At 37.8% G+C, this 17,575-nt stretch carries 18 protein-coding genes; 11 read left to right on the forward strand and 7 right to left on the reverse strand.

Translation table 11 applies throughout. From position 1 onward, the window contains the following. Positions 1 to 13 precede the first annotated feature (13 nt). Together J5J03_RS17155 and J5J03_RS17160 are read left to right on the forward strand one after the other, a co-directional pair. Positions 14 to 661: an ABC transporter permease gene (locus tag J5J03_RS17155; protein WP_208591171.1), complete on the forward strand. Its 648-nt coding sequence runs from the start codon at positions 14 to 16 to the stop codon at positions 659 to 661. A gap of 29 nt (positions 662 to 690) precedes the next feature. Further along, the gene (locus J5J03_RS17160; protein ID WP_208591173.1) at positions 691 to 2,748 is read left to right on the forward strand and encodes a CocE/NonD family hydrolase; all 2,058 of its coding nucleotides are present in this window, start codon (positions 691 to 693) and stop codon (positions 2,746 to 2,748) included. Between the two features lie 238 nt (positions 2,749 to 2,986). On the opposite strand, the gene J5J03_RS17165 is transcribed toward J5J03_RS17160, so the two are convergent. The 4 genes from J5J03_RS17165 to J5J03_RS17180 all read right to left on the reverse strand — a co-directional run bounded on the left by J5J03_RS17165 (position 2,987) and on the right by J5J03_RS17180 (position 8,408). Continuing rightward, the gene (locus J5J03_RS17165) at positions 2,987 to 4,537 is read right to left on the reverse strand and encodes a BCCT family transporter (protein ID WP_208591174.1); all 1,551 of its coding nucleotides are present in this window, start codon (positions 4,535 to 4,537) and stop codon (positions 2,987 to 2,989) included. Between the two features lie 102 nt (positions 4,538 to 4,639). Next, positions 4,640 to 5,293 carry a 4Fe-4S cluster-binding domain-containing protein gene (locus tag J5J03_RS17170; RefSeq protein ID WP_208591175.1) on the reverse strand — a complete coding sequence of 218 codons (654 nt, stop codon included), beginning with the start codon at positions 5,291 to 5,293 and terminating at the stop codon, positions 4,640 to 4,642. Beyond that, positions 5,290 to 7,233 (reverse strand): anaerobic ribonucleoside-triphosphate reductase, encoded by a 1,944-nt coding sequence (gene nrdD, locus J5J03_RS17175; protein WP_208591176.1) that lies wholly within the window; start codon positions 7,231 to 7,233, stop codon positions 5,290 to 5,292. The genes J5J03_RS17170 and nrdD overlap by 4 nt, the downstream gene beginning before the upstream one ends. Positions 7,234 to 7,424: 191 nt before the next feature. Then, the gene (locus J5J03_RS17180; protein WP_208591177.1) at positions 7,425 to 8,408 is read right to left on the reverse strand and encodes an NERD domain-containing protein; all 984 of its coding nucleotides are present in this window, start codon (positions 8,406 to 8,408) and stop codon (positions 7,425 to 7,427) included. A gap of 55 nt (positions 8,409 to 8,463) precedes the next feature. Here J5J03_RS17180 and J5J03_RS17185 point away from each other — a divergent pair, with 55 nt between their 5' ends. Next, entirely contained in the window at positions 8,464 to 8,823 is a 360-nt protein-coding gene (locus J5J03_RS17185) for a nuclear transport factor 2 family protein (RefSeq protein ID WP_208591178.1), read from the forward strand. 2 nt (positions 8,824 to 8,825) lie between these two features. Beyond that, entirely contained in the window at positions 8,826 to 9,587 is a 762-nt protein-coding gene (locus tag J5J03_RS17190) for a DUF817 domain-containing protein (protein WP_208591179.1), read from the forward strand. A 72-nt stretch (positions 9,588 to 9,659) separates the two neighbouring features. On the opposite strand, the gene J5J03_RS17195 is transcribed toward J5J03_RS17190, so the two are convergent. Then, the gene (locus J5J03_RS17195; RefSeq protein ID WP_208591180.1) at positions 9,660 to 9,830 is read right to left on the reverse strand and encodes a hypothetical protein; all 171 of its coding nucleotides are present in this window, start codon (positions 9,828 to 9,830) and stop codon (positions 9,660 to 9,662) included. Positions 9,831 to 9,910: 80 nt separating this feature from the next. Here J5J03_RS17195 and J5J03_RS17200 point away from each other — a divergent pair, with 80 nt between their 5' ends. Together J5J03_RS17200 and J5J03_RS17205 are read left to right on the forward strand one after the other, a co-directional pair. Beyond that, complete coding sequence (locus tag J5J03_RS17200; RefSeq protein WP_208591181.1) at positions 9,911 to 10,867, forward strand: LacI family DNA-binding transcriptional regulator; 957 nt, start codon at positions 9,911 to 9,913, stop codon at positions 10,865 to 10,867. A gap of 51 nt (positions 10,868 to 10,918) precedes the next feature. Then, positions 10,919 to 12,175 carry an MFS transporter gene (locus tag J5J03_RS17205; RefSeq protein ID WP_208591182.1) on the forward strand — a complete coding sequence of 419 codons (1,257 nt, stop codon included), beginning with the start codon at positions 10,919 to 10,921 and terminating at the stop codon, positions 12,173 to 12,175. Positions 12,176 to 12,199: 24 nt separating this feature from the next. On the opposite strand, the gene J5J03_RS17210 is transcribed toward J5J03_RS17205, so the two are convergent. Next, a complete protein-coding gene (locus tag J5J03_RS17210; protein WP_208591183.1) occupies positions 12,200 to 12,730 on the reverse strand; it encodes a YceI family protein in 531 nt (176 codons plus the stop codon). A gap of 138 nt (positions 12,731 to 12,868) precedes the next feature. Between J5J03_RS17210 and J5J03_RS17215 the strand changes: the two genes are divergently transcribed. The 4 genes from J5J03_RS17215 (at position 12,869) to J5J03_RS17230 (ending at position 15,798) form a co-directional block, all read left to right on the forward strand. Continuing rightward, positions 12,869 to 13,198: a winged helix-turn-helix transcriptional regulator gene (locus J5J03_RS17215; RefSeq protein WP_208591185.1), complete on the forward strand. Its 330-nt coding sequence runs from the start codon at positions 12,869 to 12,871 to the stop codon at positions 13,196 to 13,198. Between the two features lie 87 nt (positions 13,199 to 13,285). Continuing rightward, positions 13,286 to 14,218, forward strand: a complete 933-nt coding sequence (locus J5J03_RS17220; protein ID WP_208591187.1) for a nucleoside hydrolase — start codon at positions 13,286 to 13,288, stop codon at positions 14,216 to 14,218. 15 nt (positions 14,219 to 14,233) lie between these two features. After that, entirely contained in the window at positions 14,234 to 15,103 is an 870-nt protein-coding gene (gene rbsK, locus J5J03_RS17225) for a ribokinase (RefSeq protein ID WP_208591189.1), read from the forward strand. Between the two features lie 5 nt (positions 15,104 to 15,108). Continuing rightward, positions 15,109 to 15,798, forward strand: coding sequence for a uracil-DNA glycosylase (locus J5J03_RS17230; protein WP_208591190.1), 690 nt, complete (start codon positions 15,109 to 15,111; stop codon positions 15,796 to 15,798). 407 nt (positions 15,799 to 16,205) lie between these two features. Here J5J03_RS17230 and J5J03_RS17235 read toward each other — a convergent pair whose 3' ends face one another. After that, on the reverse strand, positions 16,206 to 16,985 hold the full coding sequence (locus J5J03_RS17235; protein ID WP_208591191.1) for an ion transporter: 780 nt from the start codon (positions 16,983 to 16,985) through the stop codon (positions 16,206 to 16,208). Between the two features lie 113 nt (positions 16,986 to 17,098). Here J5J03_RS17235 and J5J03_RS17240 point away from each other — a divergent pair, with 113 nt between their 5' ends. Beyond that, entirely contained in the window at positions 17,099 to 17,545 is a 447-nt protein-coding gene (locus J5J03_RS17240; RefSeq protein ID WP_208591192.1) for a hemerythrin domain-containing protein, read from the forward strand. Positions 17,546 to 17,575 lie beyond the last annotated feature (30 nt).

Here is a 17,575-nt window from a genome sequence, read left to right on the forward strand (position 1 = left end):
GATAGGTGATGACATGAGCTTTCTTCAAGAACTCGGTCAATACATGCTAGATAACAGTGATTTACTTTTAGAATTAACAATCGAACACATATTAATGGTTATCTATGGCATAGTGTTAGCGCTAGCCATCGGTATTCCATTGGGGATAATAGCGGCGCGTTTTGAACGCTTAGCACCTTTTATTATTTCGTTGACGAATATCCTGCAACTAATTCCGAGTCTGGCAATGTTAGCTATTCTCATGCTTTACTTCGGATTAGGTTTTCAAACAATGGTAATTGGACTCTTCTTATACTCTTTAATGCCAATCGTACGTAACACCTATGTTGGTATTCGTGAAGTAGATGACAGCATTATGGAAGCTGGTAAAGGATCAGGGATGACACCTTTTCAATTACTTGCCAAAGTGCAATTTCCATTGTCGATTCCATTTGTTCTGGCTGGATTACGTGTCGCGTCAGTTATTGCGATAGCTGTTGCATGTATCGGACCATATATTGGAGCGGAAGGATTAGGAAAAGAAATAATTTCAGGAATCAGTTTGCAATCAGAAGTGAAAATTTATGCAGGTGCTATTCCTGCAACACTTTTGGCAATTGTGGCCGATTTAGCATTAGGTCTTCTAGAGAAAAAGGCCAAGAAAAGAATGGCGTTAGCGTAAGAATTTGAAGAAAAGAAAGGTGGACAACATTGGTTTTTAACATAAAAGATTCACATGAGCGCCGAGTAAAAAAGGATTTTCCACACCAGGTAAAAAAGCTGGAAAACGTCTGGATTCCGATGTCTGATGGTGCTAAACTTGCTGCAACCATTTGGTTACCAGAGGATGCAAGAGCAAATCCAGTACCGGCGATATTAGAATATATTCCATACCGTCAAAACGATTTTACTGCAATTCGCGATTCTGTAAGGCACCCGTATTTTGCTGGACATGGTTATGCCAGTATTCGAGTGGATATTCGCGGATCAGGTAATTCGGATGGTATTTTGTTAGATGAGTATTTAAAGCAGGAGCATGATGATGCATTAGAGATACTAGATTGGATTGGTGAACAAGACTGGTCAACAGGTGCTGTAGGCATGATCGGTAAATCTTGGGGAGGATTTAACAGTTTGCAAGTCGCAGCCCGGCAGCACCCTGCTTTAAAAACTATTATTACACTATGTTCAACAGATGATCGTTTCGCTGATGATGTACATTACAAAGGCGGAAATGTTCTGGCGTCCGATATGTTATGGTGGGCATCTACGATGTTTGTGTATAATGCCAGGCCACAAGATCCTGCTGTAGTGGGGGATAGCTGGAGAGAGAATTGGCTAGATCGTCTCGAAAATACCCCGCCATTCGTCGAGGAGTGGCTAACGCACCAACGTCGTGATGCGTATTGGAAGCATGGCTCGGTGTGTGAGGATTTTTCTAAAGTAGATATTCCTGTATTTGCAGTAAGTGGCTGGCAAGATGGGTATACAAATGCGGTGTTCCGTTTATTAGAACATTTGCCGAACGAAAGTAAAGGTTTGGTAGGTCCGTGGGCACATGAATATCCGGAAGTGGCAACACCTGAGCCAAATATTGGTTTCTTGCAAGAATGCTTACGCTGGTGGGATCAATGGTTAAGAGGAATTGATACTGGCATTAGAGAGGAGCCTAAGCTCATTTCATGGATACAGGACAGTGAATTACCACAAGTAACCTATGAGAAACGCCCAGGAAAATGGGTGAGTGATAACACATGGCCCTCAAGCAATGTCCAAATGAAAAAATGGTATATGGAAGGACAGACGATTTCAACAAATCCTGTGGAAAAGGGTGATCAAATCGTGATTCCGAGTGTACAAGAACATGGACTTTATAATGGTGTATTTTGTCCATTTGGTCAGCCAGGTGATTTACCAGCAGACCAGCGATTAGAAAATGGAAAAGCGGTCGTATTTACGTCTGATCCGTTAGAAGAAGCAATTGATCTATTAGGACAGCCGAAGCTCTGTGCTGAATTTTCGGTAGATCAGGAAAATGCTTTTATCGTTGCAAAGGTAAATGACAAAGCACCAACAGGTGAGTCGACCATGATTACTTGGGGAATGTTAAACCTTAATCATCTTGAGTCACATGAACATCCTCAGAATTTGGAGCGTGGAAGAAATTATCAGGTGACGGTAGATTTAAATGTACTTGGTCAGCAAATTCCTGCCGGTCACTCGATTGAGTTAGTGTTATCGCCAACGTATTGGCCACAAGCCTGGCCATCTCCAAAACCAGTAAATTTGACAGTGTATCAAAACGAGAACACTTATCTTGCTTTGCCTGTACGTACACCGCAACCGGAGGATAGGGATGCTGGTTCACATTTTCAAGTGCCTGAAACAGCTGAAGTAGTAGAAAAAGAGATTCTTCGCCAAGAGAGACGTACACGAGAAGTTAAACATGATCTCATTAATGGTGTTTGGCAGTTGGAAGATTTCTCTGATGAGGGTGAACGTAAGCTTTTAACCAATGGAATAGAGCACGGTAGCATCAACAAAAACACATTCTCGATCAAAGAAAACGATCCATTATCTGCTAAGGTAACTTGTGAGTGGGAACTCGTAGTTGGTCGTGACGACTGGCAAACCAAACTAGATACTTTTAGTGAAATGACTAGTGATGAAGAGAATTTCTATCTTTTGAATCGTTTAATAGCATTTGAAAATGGAGAAGAAATTTTCCAGAAAGAATGGAAAAAAACGATAAAGAGAGATTTTCAATAGTAATAAGAGGCTGGAGCAAAAAGCTAATTAAATAGGAATAATCCGAACATTAATATCTAACCACTTCGGCAAAACACTTCACTTTCCGTGGGTCATTCAGCTAACTGTGTGGAGAAGAACATTCCAACAATGGATCTTCACTCGTGCTCGTCATGAGAAGTCTGCGTCTTTTGCCTAGGATAGATTCAGATTGTTCGGATTTTCGTTCTTCTTATTTAGTTATGTTCCATCCTCTTATTTATTGTCGCACATTATAAACCCATGCTTTATCTTCATCCATCATTCTTTTTGCTGCATATATGGTTAGCAATTGAATGGCGATAATTGGAATTCCCATTAATCCGGAAATGACTTCAAGTGGTGCAAGCCCACCAATTTGCATGAGTATTAATGCAAGTGTGGTAATTATAGCCGCTACAATAATTCTTAGTTTTCTCGATGGCTCCAGTTTACTCATATCCCGTTTGCTCGTATATGCCGCAATGGTGTATGTCGTGGAGTCCAATGTAGTGGTCAGGAAAATCATTGAAACTACGACGAAAGCAATAATGGCAATGCTCGACCATGGTAAAGAAAGAAGAATTTCAGGTATTGCATTCATTGGATTATTGCCTTCTGTAATATCAAGAACAGGTACTTCACCTGTAAGATAACGTTCCACTCCCAATCCACCTAAGACACCTGTTGCGATCCAGGAAAGCATGGTAGGCGCCAGTAAATAAGTGAGAATCATTTCCTTGACAGTACGACCCTTAGAAATTTTCGCTGCAAAAATACTGTGCAGCATCGCCCATGTAGCACTATAAGCAAACCAGAAGATCATATGGCTTTGTACATGAGTAGTCGTCTCCATGGCGACGGAATCCGTATAAAAGGACAATTGCAGATAATGTTGAAGCAAATGTCCAACCGTGTCTGTAAAATAATCCAAAATAAAAATACCAGGACCAGCGATTAAAATAAAGATAGCAAGTCCGCCAGCTAAATACATATTAAATGTACTCAAGCGCTTGATCCCTTTTTCGATACCGAGATAGGCACTTACAGAGAATAGAAAAACCCAAATAATCGTTATAATCATGGTAAGGCCAAAGGTAACCTCAATATGTAGCAGTGCTGAAACATTATAGGTAATGATTGGTGTACCTAATCCTAACGTAACAGCAGCACCAGATAAGATGCTGACTAAAAAAAGAATGTCTAACACTTTTCCTCCCAGGCCATCGGTGAATTTATCGCCGAAAATGCAACGACATGCTTCTGAGATGCGCATCAACGGTCTTTTCTTAACATGGATAATGTATGCCATTGCTGGAGCTGCCATCACAAAGATTGCAAAAACTTGAAAGCTCCATAAGAACATACTATAGGCATTTCCCCATAAAAGTGCTTCTTGCGATTCAGGGCTTACACCGAAAGGAGGGTCCAACGCCACCTGTGTCCACTGGACCATCCCTGTTCTCATAATGGTGGAGCCAACACCCATTGCAATCAAGATCGATGCATACTCAAACATAGTAAATCTCGGTTTTTCATTTGGATTCCCAAGCACTACTTTTCCGTATTTGGAAAATGATAAATATAACCCGGCTACTACCAAAATAAGCGCATACCAAATATACCCCCAACTGAAAACATCTACAATTTTATCAAATATAGTATTCAGCAGATTTAATGATTCAGATTCGTAAATAGAAAAAGGAATGCTAATCATAATGATGAAAAGTAAGGATGGAATAAAGATTTTATGATCAATTAAATGCCAATCTTGACCAGTTCTTTGTTTCATACTAACTCACTCTCCTTCTATTTTTTTGCGGGTACAATAATGAGTTACCACATATATGGAAAATTAAACAAAGAAAGGATACGAACTATTCGTATCCTTCCATTACACATATTGAAATTGATTTAAATAATAAGGAACATCACTTTGAAAATAGCTCTTTCTTCGTTCTACATAATCACGAATTTCATCAAAAAAGATTTCAGCTAGAATCGGATATTTTACAGTTCGCACCTGGTCCAGTGGTGAATTGTGTTGAATGACGACATCAATACTATCCAACAGATTTTCAATTAATTGCTGGTTAGGCTTAATCCCCATCACATCATGGAAAATGTTTTGATCCTCCTTTGGATCTAATACATGATATGGAAGCTTCATATCGATATGAATACCATCCACTAGGCCTTCTGCAATCAATCGTTTGAGTTTTGTATTATATACGCCACAAGTTGTCACAATAATTTTTCCGTTAAAAATGGTGCGAACTTGATGCAGTAAATCTATAATATCCTCTATTTTATCGATTAAAAATTCTCCCCCACTAAACATAACAGCATCAAACAGAAAGCCGCTTTTCTCTAAATAAGCATAGAGATCTTCTTTAGTTTTATAGTTTTTCGGTTTATTGGCAATAATTTCATCATAATTGTGACAGCCATAGCAATGAAGCAGACAGCCAGATAAAGAATGTATCAGTAATGTTGTATGGTCGGGCAAGTCTTGAAATGTGCGAATAAAACGGTTATAAAACTTCACGAATGAACAACTTCTTCTATAGTTTCTTCCTTCATTCGTTTGCGTACATTCCAGTCATGGCGTCTTGCTTTCGACCAGAAATTATATTTCCCTTTGTAATAACCTTTTTCATCAACATTAATATTATTGCGAGCAATCATTTTTAAATAACCAATCACACGGCTAAATGAAGCAATATCATGGGAGCCGCATGTCGGGCATTCTTGGACATTTTTCGCATCCTCTGCTACCATTTTTTGCCCACAATCCATACATGATGTAATGGTTGGTGTTAATGTGATATAGTTAATCGGTTTTTCAAAAATTTTATCCAAATAGCTTACCAATTTTTCGGGTGTTACTTTTGATTCCAAGAAATGGTGCAGCACACTTCCTGAAGTAGCATAGCCTTGGAACTCTGCACTGTTTTCTAATTGATCTAAGAAATCATCCTCTGAAAAAGGCGTCATACAACCACTGGTAAGGTAAGGATTTTCACCTTCTCCTTGTGTGAAAATATTTTTGTTGTGAGCCTCTGCCCACTTCTGATCATGTCGTGCTAATTTAATCGCAGCATTCTCAGCAGGTGCATACTCAATACCACATGCCACTTTATCACGCACAATAAACTCATTAACTATCTCAGTCATATACTGCATTAATTCATGTGCAATTAGCTTACCATTAGTATCGTTGATTCCTTTCTGGTAACCGATATTGATAAGTCCCTCATTCATTCCTGTGATTGCAAATACATTAAAATAGTTTCTTAGATTATGATTATACGAGAAAAAGGTAGGGAAAAGTTCTTTATTTTGTTCTAACCATTTTCGTTTTGCCATATGCGCTTCTTGCATTACTTCCATATATTCACGCATTCTCTTTTTGACAGTATCGATATCGTCGCCAAACTCTAGTAACAAGCGGTTGATATTAAGATTTAGAACCTGCACAGCTCCTGTGGAACCGGTCGAAGAACCAAAGACACCACCACCAGCTTTTGATAAGGTTTCAAGATTTATTTGTAACCTGCAACAGAGACTGCGACTGACTTCGGGATCTTTCGCCTGAATCGTTGGATTTAATGCTTTATAATAAGGATCTTCAAAAGGCTTCGTCTTAAAGTTCTCAAAATAAACACCACCCCAGTTATACATTTTATCGAGTAATTCCAGAAATAGTGGGTTATGATAATTAAAGTCATCATCGATTTGTACAGTCAGTAGTGGAAAGGTGAATGGAATACCATCACTTCCAGTTCCTTCACTCATCACATCGATAATCGCTTGATTAATGCGATCAAAATAATGAGAAGGAATATCTGAATACTTGATAGAGAGCGGTTCTCCACCAATTACAACATATTCATCTTTTATTTCTTCAGAAGGTTTTCCGAATTCCAATGTAATATTAGAAAAACTACTCTGTGCGCCTGATCTTAATGGCATATTCAATTCCCAAATTAAACTTTGAAAAAGCTGTTTTAATTCATCTTGATTGTATGTAATATTGTGATTTTCCTCCTCCTGGAGATAGGAAGCGGCTATTGTTGAGAGCTGCGCAAGCATGACAGCCCCTGATACTTGTTGCGAAATAAGTGTAACCACATTGCTGAAATGTCTAAGTAGAATTGATAATCGTTTTGTGGGTCTAGACGTAATCATATTTTTCGCAAGTGATGGAATACCTTTCATCGCAATATCCCGACAGCTAATCGATACACAATACGGTGCGAGTTGTTTGTCATGAACATAGACAATACCCTCATCATATAATTCCTTTATTCTTGGAGGAAGAATATGCTGAAAAAGAAACTGCTCCTCCGCATGATTAGTTAAATTGTGCCTAAGAAGTGGAAGCGAATATACATAATTACTATTCTCCCTTTTTAAATAATCAGCTTTTTTATCATCTTCACTGGATGTAAACTTCTTGATAATCTGCTCTGTATTCTGAAACATTGATCAACTCTCCTTTTAGTATGATGAATAGAATGTAACACAATATGTAGTGTTGTTAAGTGATTTTTATCACAATATATAGTTTTGATAGGTGTTGCAAATAAATGCGGAAAGTTGCAAGTAAACCGTGCAAGTTACAAGCCAAAAGTCTTGAGTTAATAAATCATGAATAACAACGGAAGGACACCTGATTAGGTCCTTCCTTTATAGCTATTCAGTAAAAATCTTAAGTTATAAGTTTTATTGTTATTTCCCCCATATGATTCCACTTCTAATTTCTTCAAAATCCGTGATGCAGTGTAAATGGAGTCTAATAATAGAAACCACCTTGCCTGCCTATTATTGATTGTGTATCCAAACATAAAAACAAAATCAATCAAAGCAGGAATGTGAGCATTTTTATCTTTATAGCCGCATTTACCACACTTCCAAGTACCATATGTCCATTTCATTACTAGCGGTTTACATTTAGGACAAAACACACCCCTTCTAATATTACGAAGCACCTCTCCGGTTGGCTGTAAAAAAGTAAGCGGGCGCTCTCGATGCATACTCACCAACTTTTTGCTTAATTGTAATAATGGATTCCGACCTAGCCTAGGATCTGAAAATTCCCGTGTTAATTCCTCCAATCGAAAAGGAAGTTGTTGAACAGGTATCATATCTGGTTGTTCAAAGGTTAAATATGCTTGATCATGAGTGAAGATAACTAACGTGTAGATGGGGATGGATTCAAAACCGAGGTCCTCTAAAACTTTTCTAAGCTGTTCTTTTTGTAATTTTGCTTGGGAAAGAGGGTGCTGGTACACTTTCTCCTCTGATTCTTTCGACTGAATCATCTGATGTGCTTCGTTAATAAAAAGTTTCCCTTTTAAGTGTTTGATTTCGGTAATTAAGAAAAAGGCAGGGAATAAAAATAAGCCATCGATTTGGAAGTGGTGGTTATTTCTTTCTAGTCTAAGGCCATATAAATCATAATGGGATGTAGTAGTAATGAGGTCTATGAAGTAAGGTAAACTTTTCTCTCCAAGATAGCCGGCGAGTTCTCTGCCAAACGATTCGGAGATATTTGGAGGGACGTCGAGGTAACGTTCTTGCATCACTTCCAACTGCAACAATTGATCTGTTTTTTGTGGAGGTCTAACGATCAATAAATCATCTCCTTTCCGCTTCATTATAACAAACAAGCCTCCTATGGTATACTAATTTAGAAGAGGGAGTGTACAATATATGGAAACAAAAAATCAACAATTTTTCCGAGCATTTAATGAAGCATTTGTAAAAGGAAACAGTGAAAAAATATTAGAAAGTGTCACTACTGATATAACGTGGCGCATGGTCGGAAATGACACGATAGAGGGAATAGAAAACTTAGAATACGCACTCAAAGGAATGGATAATGGTAACCAGTTCGAGTTAGAAATCGAACATCTGATTACGCATGGAAAAGAAGGAGTAGTTAATGGCATCATCCATTCGACAGATAAGAGTGGTGAGCAGCGTCATTACAGCTTCTGTGATATTTACAAATTAAATAAACATAAGAATGGACAAATAAAAGAAATCATTAGTTATGTGTTGGAGATCTAGCCGTGCGACAATTATGGACGTTTGGAATTGAGCAGGCAAAATCATGCGTTTTTGCTGTTGTTATTTTCTCCACATTAGCGATTACTCAGATGATAGATGTGCCATTTATTCACCGCTATGATCTTATCCTTATCATTTGTCTGATTACCCAAGTGCTCATGCTCGTCACTAAGCTGGAAACATGGGATGAGGTAAAAGTTATTTGTGTTTTTCACCTTATCGGTCTGGCATTGGAAATTTATAAAGTACATATGGGTTCCTGGAGCTATCCGGAAGAAGCACTTACAAAAGTATTTGGCGTTCCACTATATAGTGGGTTTATGTATGCCAGTGTTGCCAGTTATTTATGTCAGGCCTGGCGTCGACTTGATGTCCAGTTAGAAAAGTGGCCGCCGACTTGGCCGGTTGCTATCCTAAGTGCTGCAATCTATTTTAACTTTTTTACCCATCACTATATCTATGATTTTCGCTGGGCGCTAAAGGTTGCCACGATTCTATTATTCTTACAAACGATTGTTTATTATCGTGTGAATCATCGTACATATAAGATGCCGCTGGTTCTTGCCTTTGTATTAATCGGCTTTTTTATTTGGATTGCGGAAAATATTGCTACTTTTTTTGGAGCATGGCAATATCCCGGACAATCTCAAACATGGCAAATCGTTCATTTAGGTAAAATTAGCTCATGGCTCCTGTTAGTGATTGTTAGTTTCCTAATAGTTGCAATGTTAAAACATTTAAAGGAAAGGAGAGAATCCTATTAATAGTAGGAGGCTGTTACAAAGAGAGAATCGCACATACAGAAAACAATGAATGATTCTGTATGTGCCTTCCTTTTATTTTTTCTGATCTGTAATATTCCGACTGTACACTTCTTCGATATAAGCCAGATACCCCTTCAAATCATGCTTTTTTTCTTCTCCTTCTAATTGAATGGCAAAGGATGCTAAAATAAGGATACTACCACACATAAATAACCAGATAAAAATACCAAATAATATTTCCATCATTCCCCCTCCTTTAATCTTAGCTTAGATGGTGGAACGCGTTTCAGAGCAAGAAATTTTTAAGAAAAAAGGTGAAAATCTTGGCAAATATTCGTGATATCGCAAAAATGGCCGGCGTGTCAGTGACAACTGTGTCTCGAGTAATAAATGACCATCCATATGTTAGTGAAGAGAAGCGGAAAGCAGTTATCGATGTGATGAGGAAAGTAGACTATCAGGTGAATCGAACTGCGGTAAGTCTTAGCCAAGGAAAATCTCATCTAATCGGTGTAGTTGTTCCTTTTGTAAAGCATCCATACTTTGGGCTGCTTATCGAGGGGATAGCAAAGCAAGCGGTGGAAAATCATTATCATTTTGTACTCATTCAGACCAATTACGAAAAAGAAAGAGAGCAGGAAGCGTTAGATATGTTGAAACATAAACAAATTGATGGACTGATTATTTGTTCTCATAGGATTGAATTACCAACCATTGAAGCTTACCAGCAATATGGAAGAATTGTTGTCAGTGAAAATGCAGCAGGGAATAAAAGCATAGATTCCGTTTTTGTTGACCATTACCAAAGTTTTATGGATGCATTAGCTTACCTAAAACATAAGGGATATAAAAGAATCGGTTACTGTATAGGGCGTGAATCAGGCTCAAATAGTTACTTTCGCCAACTGGCTTATAAAGAGTTTTTGAGACAATATCCACAAAAGGAATTTGTTTTTACTGAAAACTATTATTTTGAAGATGGTCAAAAAGTAATGGATGAAATCTCAGAATTAACAGAAAAACCAGATGCACTACTGGTAACGAGTGATGTAGTGGCAGCAGGCATTCTGACCGCTTGTAAGAACGCACATATGAGAGTACCTAAGGACATGGCTATCATTGGTTTCGATAATCAACCAATAGCAAAAATGATGGATATTACAACATTTGAAATTCCAATTGCAACAATGGGTGAGCGGCTGTTTCAGCATGTTTTAGGAAAAGCAATTAATCGTCATGAAGAACTTGCGATCAATCTTATCGAAAGAGGAACAGTTTAAATAAATGTAAACGCTTTGTAAATTGTGTATAATAGCAAAAGGTGATACAACATGACAAAGCGATTTGTTGAAAGATTTTATTACGGTTGGGTAATCGTCGCGATCGCCGCTTTTGGCGTCTTTTTTTCTGGTCCAGGGCAAACCTATTCGAATTCGATATTTGTAGACGAATATATCGCCACGTTCGGATGGTCACGATCTGAAGTTTCCGGCCTTTATTCCGTTGCTACATTAATTGCTGGTTTCGTTATGATGCTTGTCGGTCGATTTATCGATCGATTTGGTCAACGTACGATGATGGTGACAGTTGGTACACTTCTTTCATTAGCGTGTTTTTTTAATAGTATCGTATCAACAATGTGGATGTTTGTCGTTGGTTTCTTTTTGATCCGTTTACTTGGCCAAGGTAGTATGACATTGATACCTAATACGCTTGTCGCTCAATGGTTTATTGAAAAAAGGGGACGTGCGGTTAGTTTTGTTTCGCTCGGAAGTTTTGCGAGTGCGATGTTATTTCCAATCGCCAATACATGGTTGATCCAAACATGGGATTGGCAATTTGCCTGGCGGTTTTGGGGAATCTTGCTTCTTTTTATATTTGTACCACTAGCATTTTTCGGGGTGCGAAATCGCCCAGAAGATGTTGGGCTTGTTCCAGACGGACTAGAGAGAAAAGCGGATAAAAAAAAGGAACAACAGAAAAAGTCGTTGTCAGAGGTGAATTGGAAACTAAATGAAGCTGTTAAAACGCGTGCTTTTTGGATGATTTTAATTTGTATTGGCATTCCTTCATTAGTTAATACAGGGGTAACCTTTCATATCATTTCAATTTTTGCCTTTCATGACTTACCAGCGGGAATTGCTGCGACAGTATTAAGCCTAATGGCTGTTGTTGGGATTCCGATGTCACTTGCATCAGGGTTTATTACCGAAAAAATAAAAACAAACTATTTATTTGTGCTTATATTTATCTTGGAACTTATGATTCTATTGTTATTACTAATGTTAGCAAATGCTATTATTGCGATCATTGTTGGAGTTCTTTGGGGAATTGCCAACGGATTCGGTCGGATTGCTACAAATGTGATTTGGCCAGATTATTTTGGGCGGAAGTTCATCGGTAGTATTAATGGAGTGGGTGCAACTATGATGGTAGCTGCATCTGCTTTTGGACCGTTACCGTTTGGAATAGGGTATGATATTTTTCAGAGTTATACGCCTGTGCTATTAATCTCTTTAGTTTTTCCTTTTATTGGGGTGATTGCTGCGATATTAGCTACACAGCCTGAAAAAGCCAACGCATCATGAAGCGTTGGCTTTTTATGTTTACTATTATTCTTCTACAACAAATTCAAATCCACCAGTAAATTTAACTTCTTTACCGATTAATACCCCGCCAGTTTCAAGTGGTGCATTCCAAGTTAAACCATAATCTTCACGGTTGATTTTCCCGGATACATCTGCACCGGCAATCGTATTACCTTGCATCGGGTCTTTTGCTTTTCCATTGTATTCAGCCGTGAAAGTTTCTTCATTTGTAACACCTTTAATAGTTAAATCGCCAGTGATTTTAAATTCAGAATCACCTGCTTTTTCGATGTTTTTACTAACAAAAGTAATGTTCGGATATGTTTCTACATCAAAGAAGTCACCTGATTTTAAGTGCCCGTTACGGTCTTCATTGTTAGTTTCGATAGACGCAACATCAATTGTCACTTTGACACTAGCATTTTCAAGGTCATCAAAGCTTCCGTTAAAATCCACATCAAAATTTTGGAATTCACCTTTTGCTTTAGATACCATCATATGTTTTACTTCAAAATTCAATGCACTGTGTACTTTGTCTAAATTTACATTTGCCATTTCGAAAATTCCTCCCTAATAATCATTAACTTACTTTATGTAACTAAGTATACAAACATTAATTACTTACGTCAAGTAAATTAATTATTTTATTTATGTAAAAAAATTTGCTATACTATAACTAAAGAGGTGAGAACTATGGCAGACAAAACGATTTGTCCGAAGTTTGAATCGGCATTAAATATATTAAATAAGCGCTGGACTGGATTGATCATTTTTCAATTATTAGAAGGTGCACAACGTTTTTCTACCATTGAAGCAACAATTGGTATTAGTGGACGTGTATTATCGGAACGGTTAAAAGACTTAGAAAAACAAGGCATCGTGAAACGCCAGGTCTATGATGAAACACCGGTCAGAATTGAATATGCCCTAACTGAAAAAGGAAAAGCTCTAGAACCGGTATTGAAAAGCATCCAAAAATGGGCAGACGGCTGGATGGAAAAAGAAAAACAATCATTTATATAACTCTTACCCGAAATAAGTGGAACTAAAACTGCGGAGTAGATGATTCGCAGTTTTTTTGTGTACAATATAGGTTAAGGAGTGATAAATATGAAAGTGATTTTAGACTGTGATCCGGGTCATGATGATGCAATCGCTATTATTCTAGCAGCGTCTAAAGTTAGTCCGTTAGATATAGTCGGCATTACAACTGTTTCCGGAAATGTAGAAGTAGAAAAGAATACCTTAAATGCATTGAAAGTTTGTGATATTATCGGTTTAGATGATGTTCCGGTAGTACAAGGTGCGAAAAGGCCGATGGTTAGAGAACCAGAAATAGCGGAACATATTCATGGAGAGACAGGTTTAGACGGTCCTAATCTGCCGAATACACCTAAAAGAACGGCGATTAATCAACATGCGGTTGATTTTATTATTGAGCAATTACACCGTGCAGAAGAGGCGATTACAATAGTGCCAACAGGTCCGTTAACCAATATTGCCTTGGCTCTAGTAAAAGATCCTTCTATCAAGGCTAAGATAAAGGAAATTGTCTTAATGGGTGGGGGCACCTTTGGTAATTGGACACCTGCAGCCGAATTTAATATTTACGTTGATGCAGAAGCTGCCAAAGTCGTGTTCGAGAGTGGACTTCCAATCCGGATGTTTGGGCTGGATGTAACACACCAGGCCTTGGCTACCAAAGAAACAGTAGAACAGTTAAAAGAAATTGCCAACCCGGTAAGTGAATTTGTGGCAGAGTTATTAGTATTTTTTATGCAAGCATACAAAGACTATTTTGCATTTCCAGGTGGTCCGATTCATGATGCATGTACGATTGCACATCTCATTGATCCTTCTATTTTTGAGTTTGAAGATGTTCATGTTGCCATAGAAACAAAAGGAGAATTCAGCTACGGGATGACGGTTGTCGATCGTTTAGCTGTTACAGGTCGGGAACCAAATGCTTATTTTGCTACAGGGCTCAATCAGGAAAAGTTTTGGAGCTTATTCAAAAAATCGTTAGAATCATACTCCGAGTGAGAGGAGATGTAAGGAATGAATCAACCCAAAATAACAGTGATTGGCAGTATTAATATGGACTTAGTTACGGAAACAGATATGGTGCCAGTCCAAGGTGAAACGGTAAGAGGGACCAATTTTCAAACGATTCCTGGTGGGAAAGGTGCAAATCAAGCAGTAGCTGCTGCTCGTCTTGGAGCGGAAGTAACGATGGTTGGTTGTGTTGGTGACGATCAATTTGGTGATGTCTTGATGGATCATTTGCGGAAAGAAAACATTCAAGTAGACCACATTGATCATGTAAGGGAAATACCAACAGGTCTTGCTAATATTATCTTATCTGAACAGGATAATCGAATCATTATCATTGCCGGAGCAAATGGTAAAGTGACAAAGGATTATATTGAGCAAATAAAAGCTACCATACTTGATAGTGACTATGTCTTGCTTCAATTTGAAATTCCGAAAGAAACGATTGCGTATAGTATGGCATTATGTCATAAACACGGGGTTCCTGTTATTGTTAATCCTGCACCAGCTATGGAATTGGATCAAGCAACATGGGAAAAAGCTACATATATTACTCCTAATGAAACCGAACGGCAACAACTATTCGGGAATCAGCACAACGAGAAACTAGTCATCACAAAAGGAAAACAAGGTGTTTCGTTTATGGAAGCTGGCAAAGAGCAAGAAGTAGCAGGACATGCTGTAGATGTTGTTGATACAACAGGTGCAGGTGACACTTTTAATGGTGCATTGGCAGTAGCGTTAGCGGAAGGACAAGCTTTAACGAAAGCAGTCAAGTTTGCGAATGCAGCAGCAGCGTTATCCGTTGGTAAGATAGGAGCCCAAGGCGGTATGCCGACTAGAGAACAAGTAGAACAATTTTTAGAAAAAGGTTGATAGTTATGACGACAAATATATTGAACAATGATTGGGCAGATCTATTAGAAACTGAATTTCAGAAGGACTATTATGTACAATTACGAGAGTTTTTGAAGCGGGAGTATCAGAACTACACGATTTATCCCAATATGTATGATATTTATAATGCGTTACATTACACACCTTTTCATCATGTAAAAGTGGTGATTCTTGGCCAGGACCCTTACCATGGCCCTAATCAGGCGCACGGCTTAAGTTTTTCTGTTAAGCCAGAGGTTGATATTCCACCTTCCCTGAAAAACATATATAAAGAATTACATGCAGATATTGGCTGTCCAATTCCTAATCATGGTTATCTCGTGAAATGGGCAGAACAAGGTGTGTTGCTACTAAACAACGTATTGACAGTAAGGCAGGGACAAGCACATTCTCATCGTGGTAAGGGATGGGAGCAATTTACTGATCAAGTCATTATGACGTTGAACCAAAAAGAAACACCTGTCGTATATATCCTTTGGGGAGCAGCAGCCCAGAAAAAACAAGCCCTGATTGATTTATCCAAACATTATGTTATCAAATCCCCCCATCCAAGCCCGTTATCAGCTCATCGGGGATTTTTTGGCAGCAAACCATTTTCTAAAACCAATCAAATTCTTGAGCAAAATGGTCAGCAAGCAATTGAATGGGAGATAGGATATGATAAGAGAGACTAACTATTGACTTTATATAGTTAGTCTCTTTAGAGTTCAAATATAAAGAGGAGATAACCCACAAGTCTAAGAAACGAACAAAAGATTTGTTGAATAAATCAGGATAATCAACAAATCTAAGCAATGAGCCAAGAGATTTGTTGAATAAACTGGGATAATCAACAAATCTAAGCAACGAGCCAAGAGATTTGTTGAATAAACTGGGATAATCAACAAATCCAAGCAACACCCCAAAAGATTTGTTGATTATCGGATCTTTATCCCCAATAAGGAACTTTATAACGGTGTAATACCCCCACTTTAAGATATGGGCGTAAGTATGGGATAAACGGACGCTAACTTTCTGATAAGATTTCGCTAACAATCAGTGGGCGTTTTAAACGCCCACTGATTGAAGTCTTACTTTATCATTATTTATTCTGCAACATTTCCTTAATCTCTCGTATTTCTTTGCGCAACTCTTTTATTTCACCTGTATCCTCTTTAATCTCGTCTGTATCTTCTTCGATATCATCAGTAATTTTTTGTGCATTATTAACAATCTCCCCAACAATTAAATTAATCATAATAAATGCCGAGATTACAATGAAGGAAAGAAAATACACCCATGATAATGATTCCTCTGCAAAAATCGGTCGAAATATACCACTAGCCCAAGATTCCAAAGTGAAGATCTGGAACAATGTAATGAAACTTAAAAAGATGTTACCGAAATACTCAGGGGCAATATCACCATAAAAAGTTGTTCCTAAAATAGCATATACATAAAAAATAATTGACATTACTAACAATACGCTGCTGATAGTTGGTATTGCCATAAACAATGCTGTTACAACTCTACGTAAAGAGGGAATAACAGTAATTGTACGGAAAACACGCAATACACGGAAAATACGTAAAACACTAACGAAAGGGGTGCTATATAAAATCAAACTTCCTAGTACTATTACAAAGTCAAAAATATTCCAGGGATTAGAGAAAAACCCTTTTTTTAGCACCATAATCTTTAAGATAACTTCTAAAGCAAAAATGGCGAGAATGATTATATCAATTACAACAAAGTAAGTATGATAGTTTTCATAAATATTTGGGAAGGTTTCAAGGCCAATTAATATCGTGTTAAATATAATTAGTCCTGTAATAAAGCGATTAAAGCGTATATCCATGACAAATTTTCTTAATGAATTCATCCGATTTCTCCTTTTCTATGTAACAAATCACATTGTATCTCACAAAATTATTTTAAAATGAAATGAAGACAAACACAAATTTGATACTATGGATAAAAAAGGAGTCGGTATAAATGAAAAGACATGAAGCATTGCATCCCTTATCTCATCATCATCACCACACGCTAGTAATGGCACAACAGTTAAAAAATGCAGATCAAAAAGGGAGTATTCAGAAGATGACAAGAGATGTTATAGACTTTTGGAAATACGATGGAGAAGATCATTTTCGTGATGAAGAAGAAGTGTTATTACCATTGTTTGCTCAATATCAAGCGGTAGATATCCCTGAAATTCGTGAAATGCTTATTCAACATGTGCAGATAAGAAGCTATGTTCAAGAGATCAGAGGGGGGCAATGTAAAGATCGTCAAATTTTCCGTAACTTAGGGGAGTTGTTGCAAAAGCATGTCCGGTTAGAAGAACGAGTAATTTTTCCGATGATAGAACAAACTATTCCTGAGAATTATTTGTATCAGGCGAATGGCAGGTTTCATCGTGACTCATATAGTGGATTTTAATATTAATCAGGATTCCATTTCTATTTTTTG

Origin of the sequence: Gracilibacillus suaedae (genome assembly GCF_017599345.1) — a bacterium.
In the GTDB taxonomy this organism is placed as follows: Bacteria; Bacillota; Bacilli; order Bacillales; family Amphibacillaceae; genus Gracilibacillus; species Gracilibacillus suaedae.

Bases quoted from the DNA above. Each gene is read 5' to 3' on its own strand.
- J5J03_RS17155 (WP_208591171.1), top strand. From the start codon at position 14: ATGAGCTTTCTTCAAGAACTCGGTCAATACATGCTAGATAACAGTGAT.
- J5J03_RS17165 (WP_208591174.1), bottom strand. From the start codon at position 4,537: ATGAAACAAAGAACTGGTCAAGATTGGCATTTAATTGATCATAAAATC.
- nrdD (WP_208591176.1), bottom strand. From the start codon at position 7,233: ATGTTTCAGAATACAGAGCAGATTATCAAGAAGTTTACATCCAGTGAA.
- J5J03_RS17180 (WP_208591177.1), bottom strand. From the start codon at position 8,408: ATGAAGCGGAAAGGAGATGATTTATTGATCGTTAGACCTCCACAAAAA.
- J5J03_RS17185 (WP_208591178.1), top strand. From the start codon at position 8,464: ATGGAAACAAAAAATCAACAATTTTTCCGAGCATTTAATGAAGCATTT.
- J5J03_RS17195 (WP_208591180.1), bottom strand. From the start codon at position 9,830: ATGGAAATATTATTTGGTATTTTTATCTGGTTATTTATGTGTGGTAGT.
- J5J03_RS17205 (WP_208591182.1), top strand. From the start codon at position 10,919: ATGACAAAGCGATTTGTTGAAAGATTTTATTACGGTTGGGTAATCGTC.
- J5J03_RS17210 (WP_208591183.1), bottom strand. From the start codon at position 12,730: ATGGCAAATGTAAATTTAGACAAAGTACACAGTGCATTGAATTTTGAA.
- J5J03_RS17215 (WP_208591185.1), top strand. From the start codon at position 12,869: ATGGCAGACAAAACGATTTGTCCGAAGTTTGAATCGGCATTAAATATA.
- J5J03_RS17220 (WP_208591187.1), top strand. From the start codon at position 13,286: ATGAAAGTGATTTTAGACTGTGATCCGGGTCATGATGATGCAATCGCT.
- rbsK (WP_208591189.1), top strand. From the start codon at position 14,234: ATGAATCAACCCAAAATAACAGTGATTGGCAGTATTAATATGGACTTA.
- J5J03_RS17230 (WP_208591190.1), top strand. From the start codon at position 15,109: ATGACGACAAATATATTGAACAATGATTGGGCAGATCTATTAGAAACT.
- J5J03_RS17235 (WP_208591191.1), bottom strand. From the start codon at position 16,985: ATGAATTCATTAAGAAAATTTGTCATGGATATACGCTTTAATCGCTTT.
- J5J03_RS17240 (WP_208591192.1), top strand. From the start codon at position 17,099: ATGAAAAGACATGAAGCATTGCATCCCTTATCTCATCATCATCACCAC.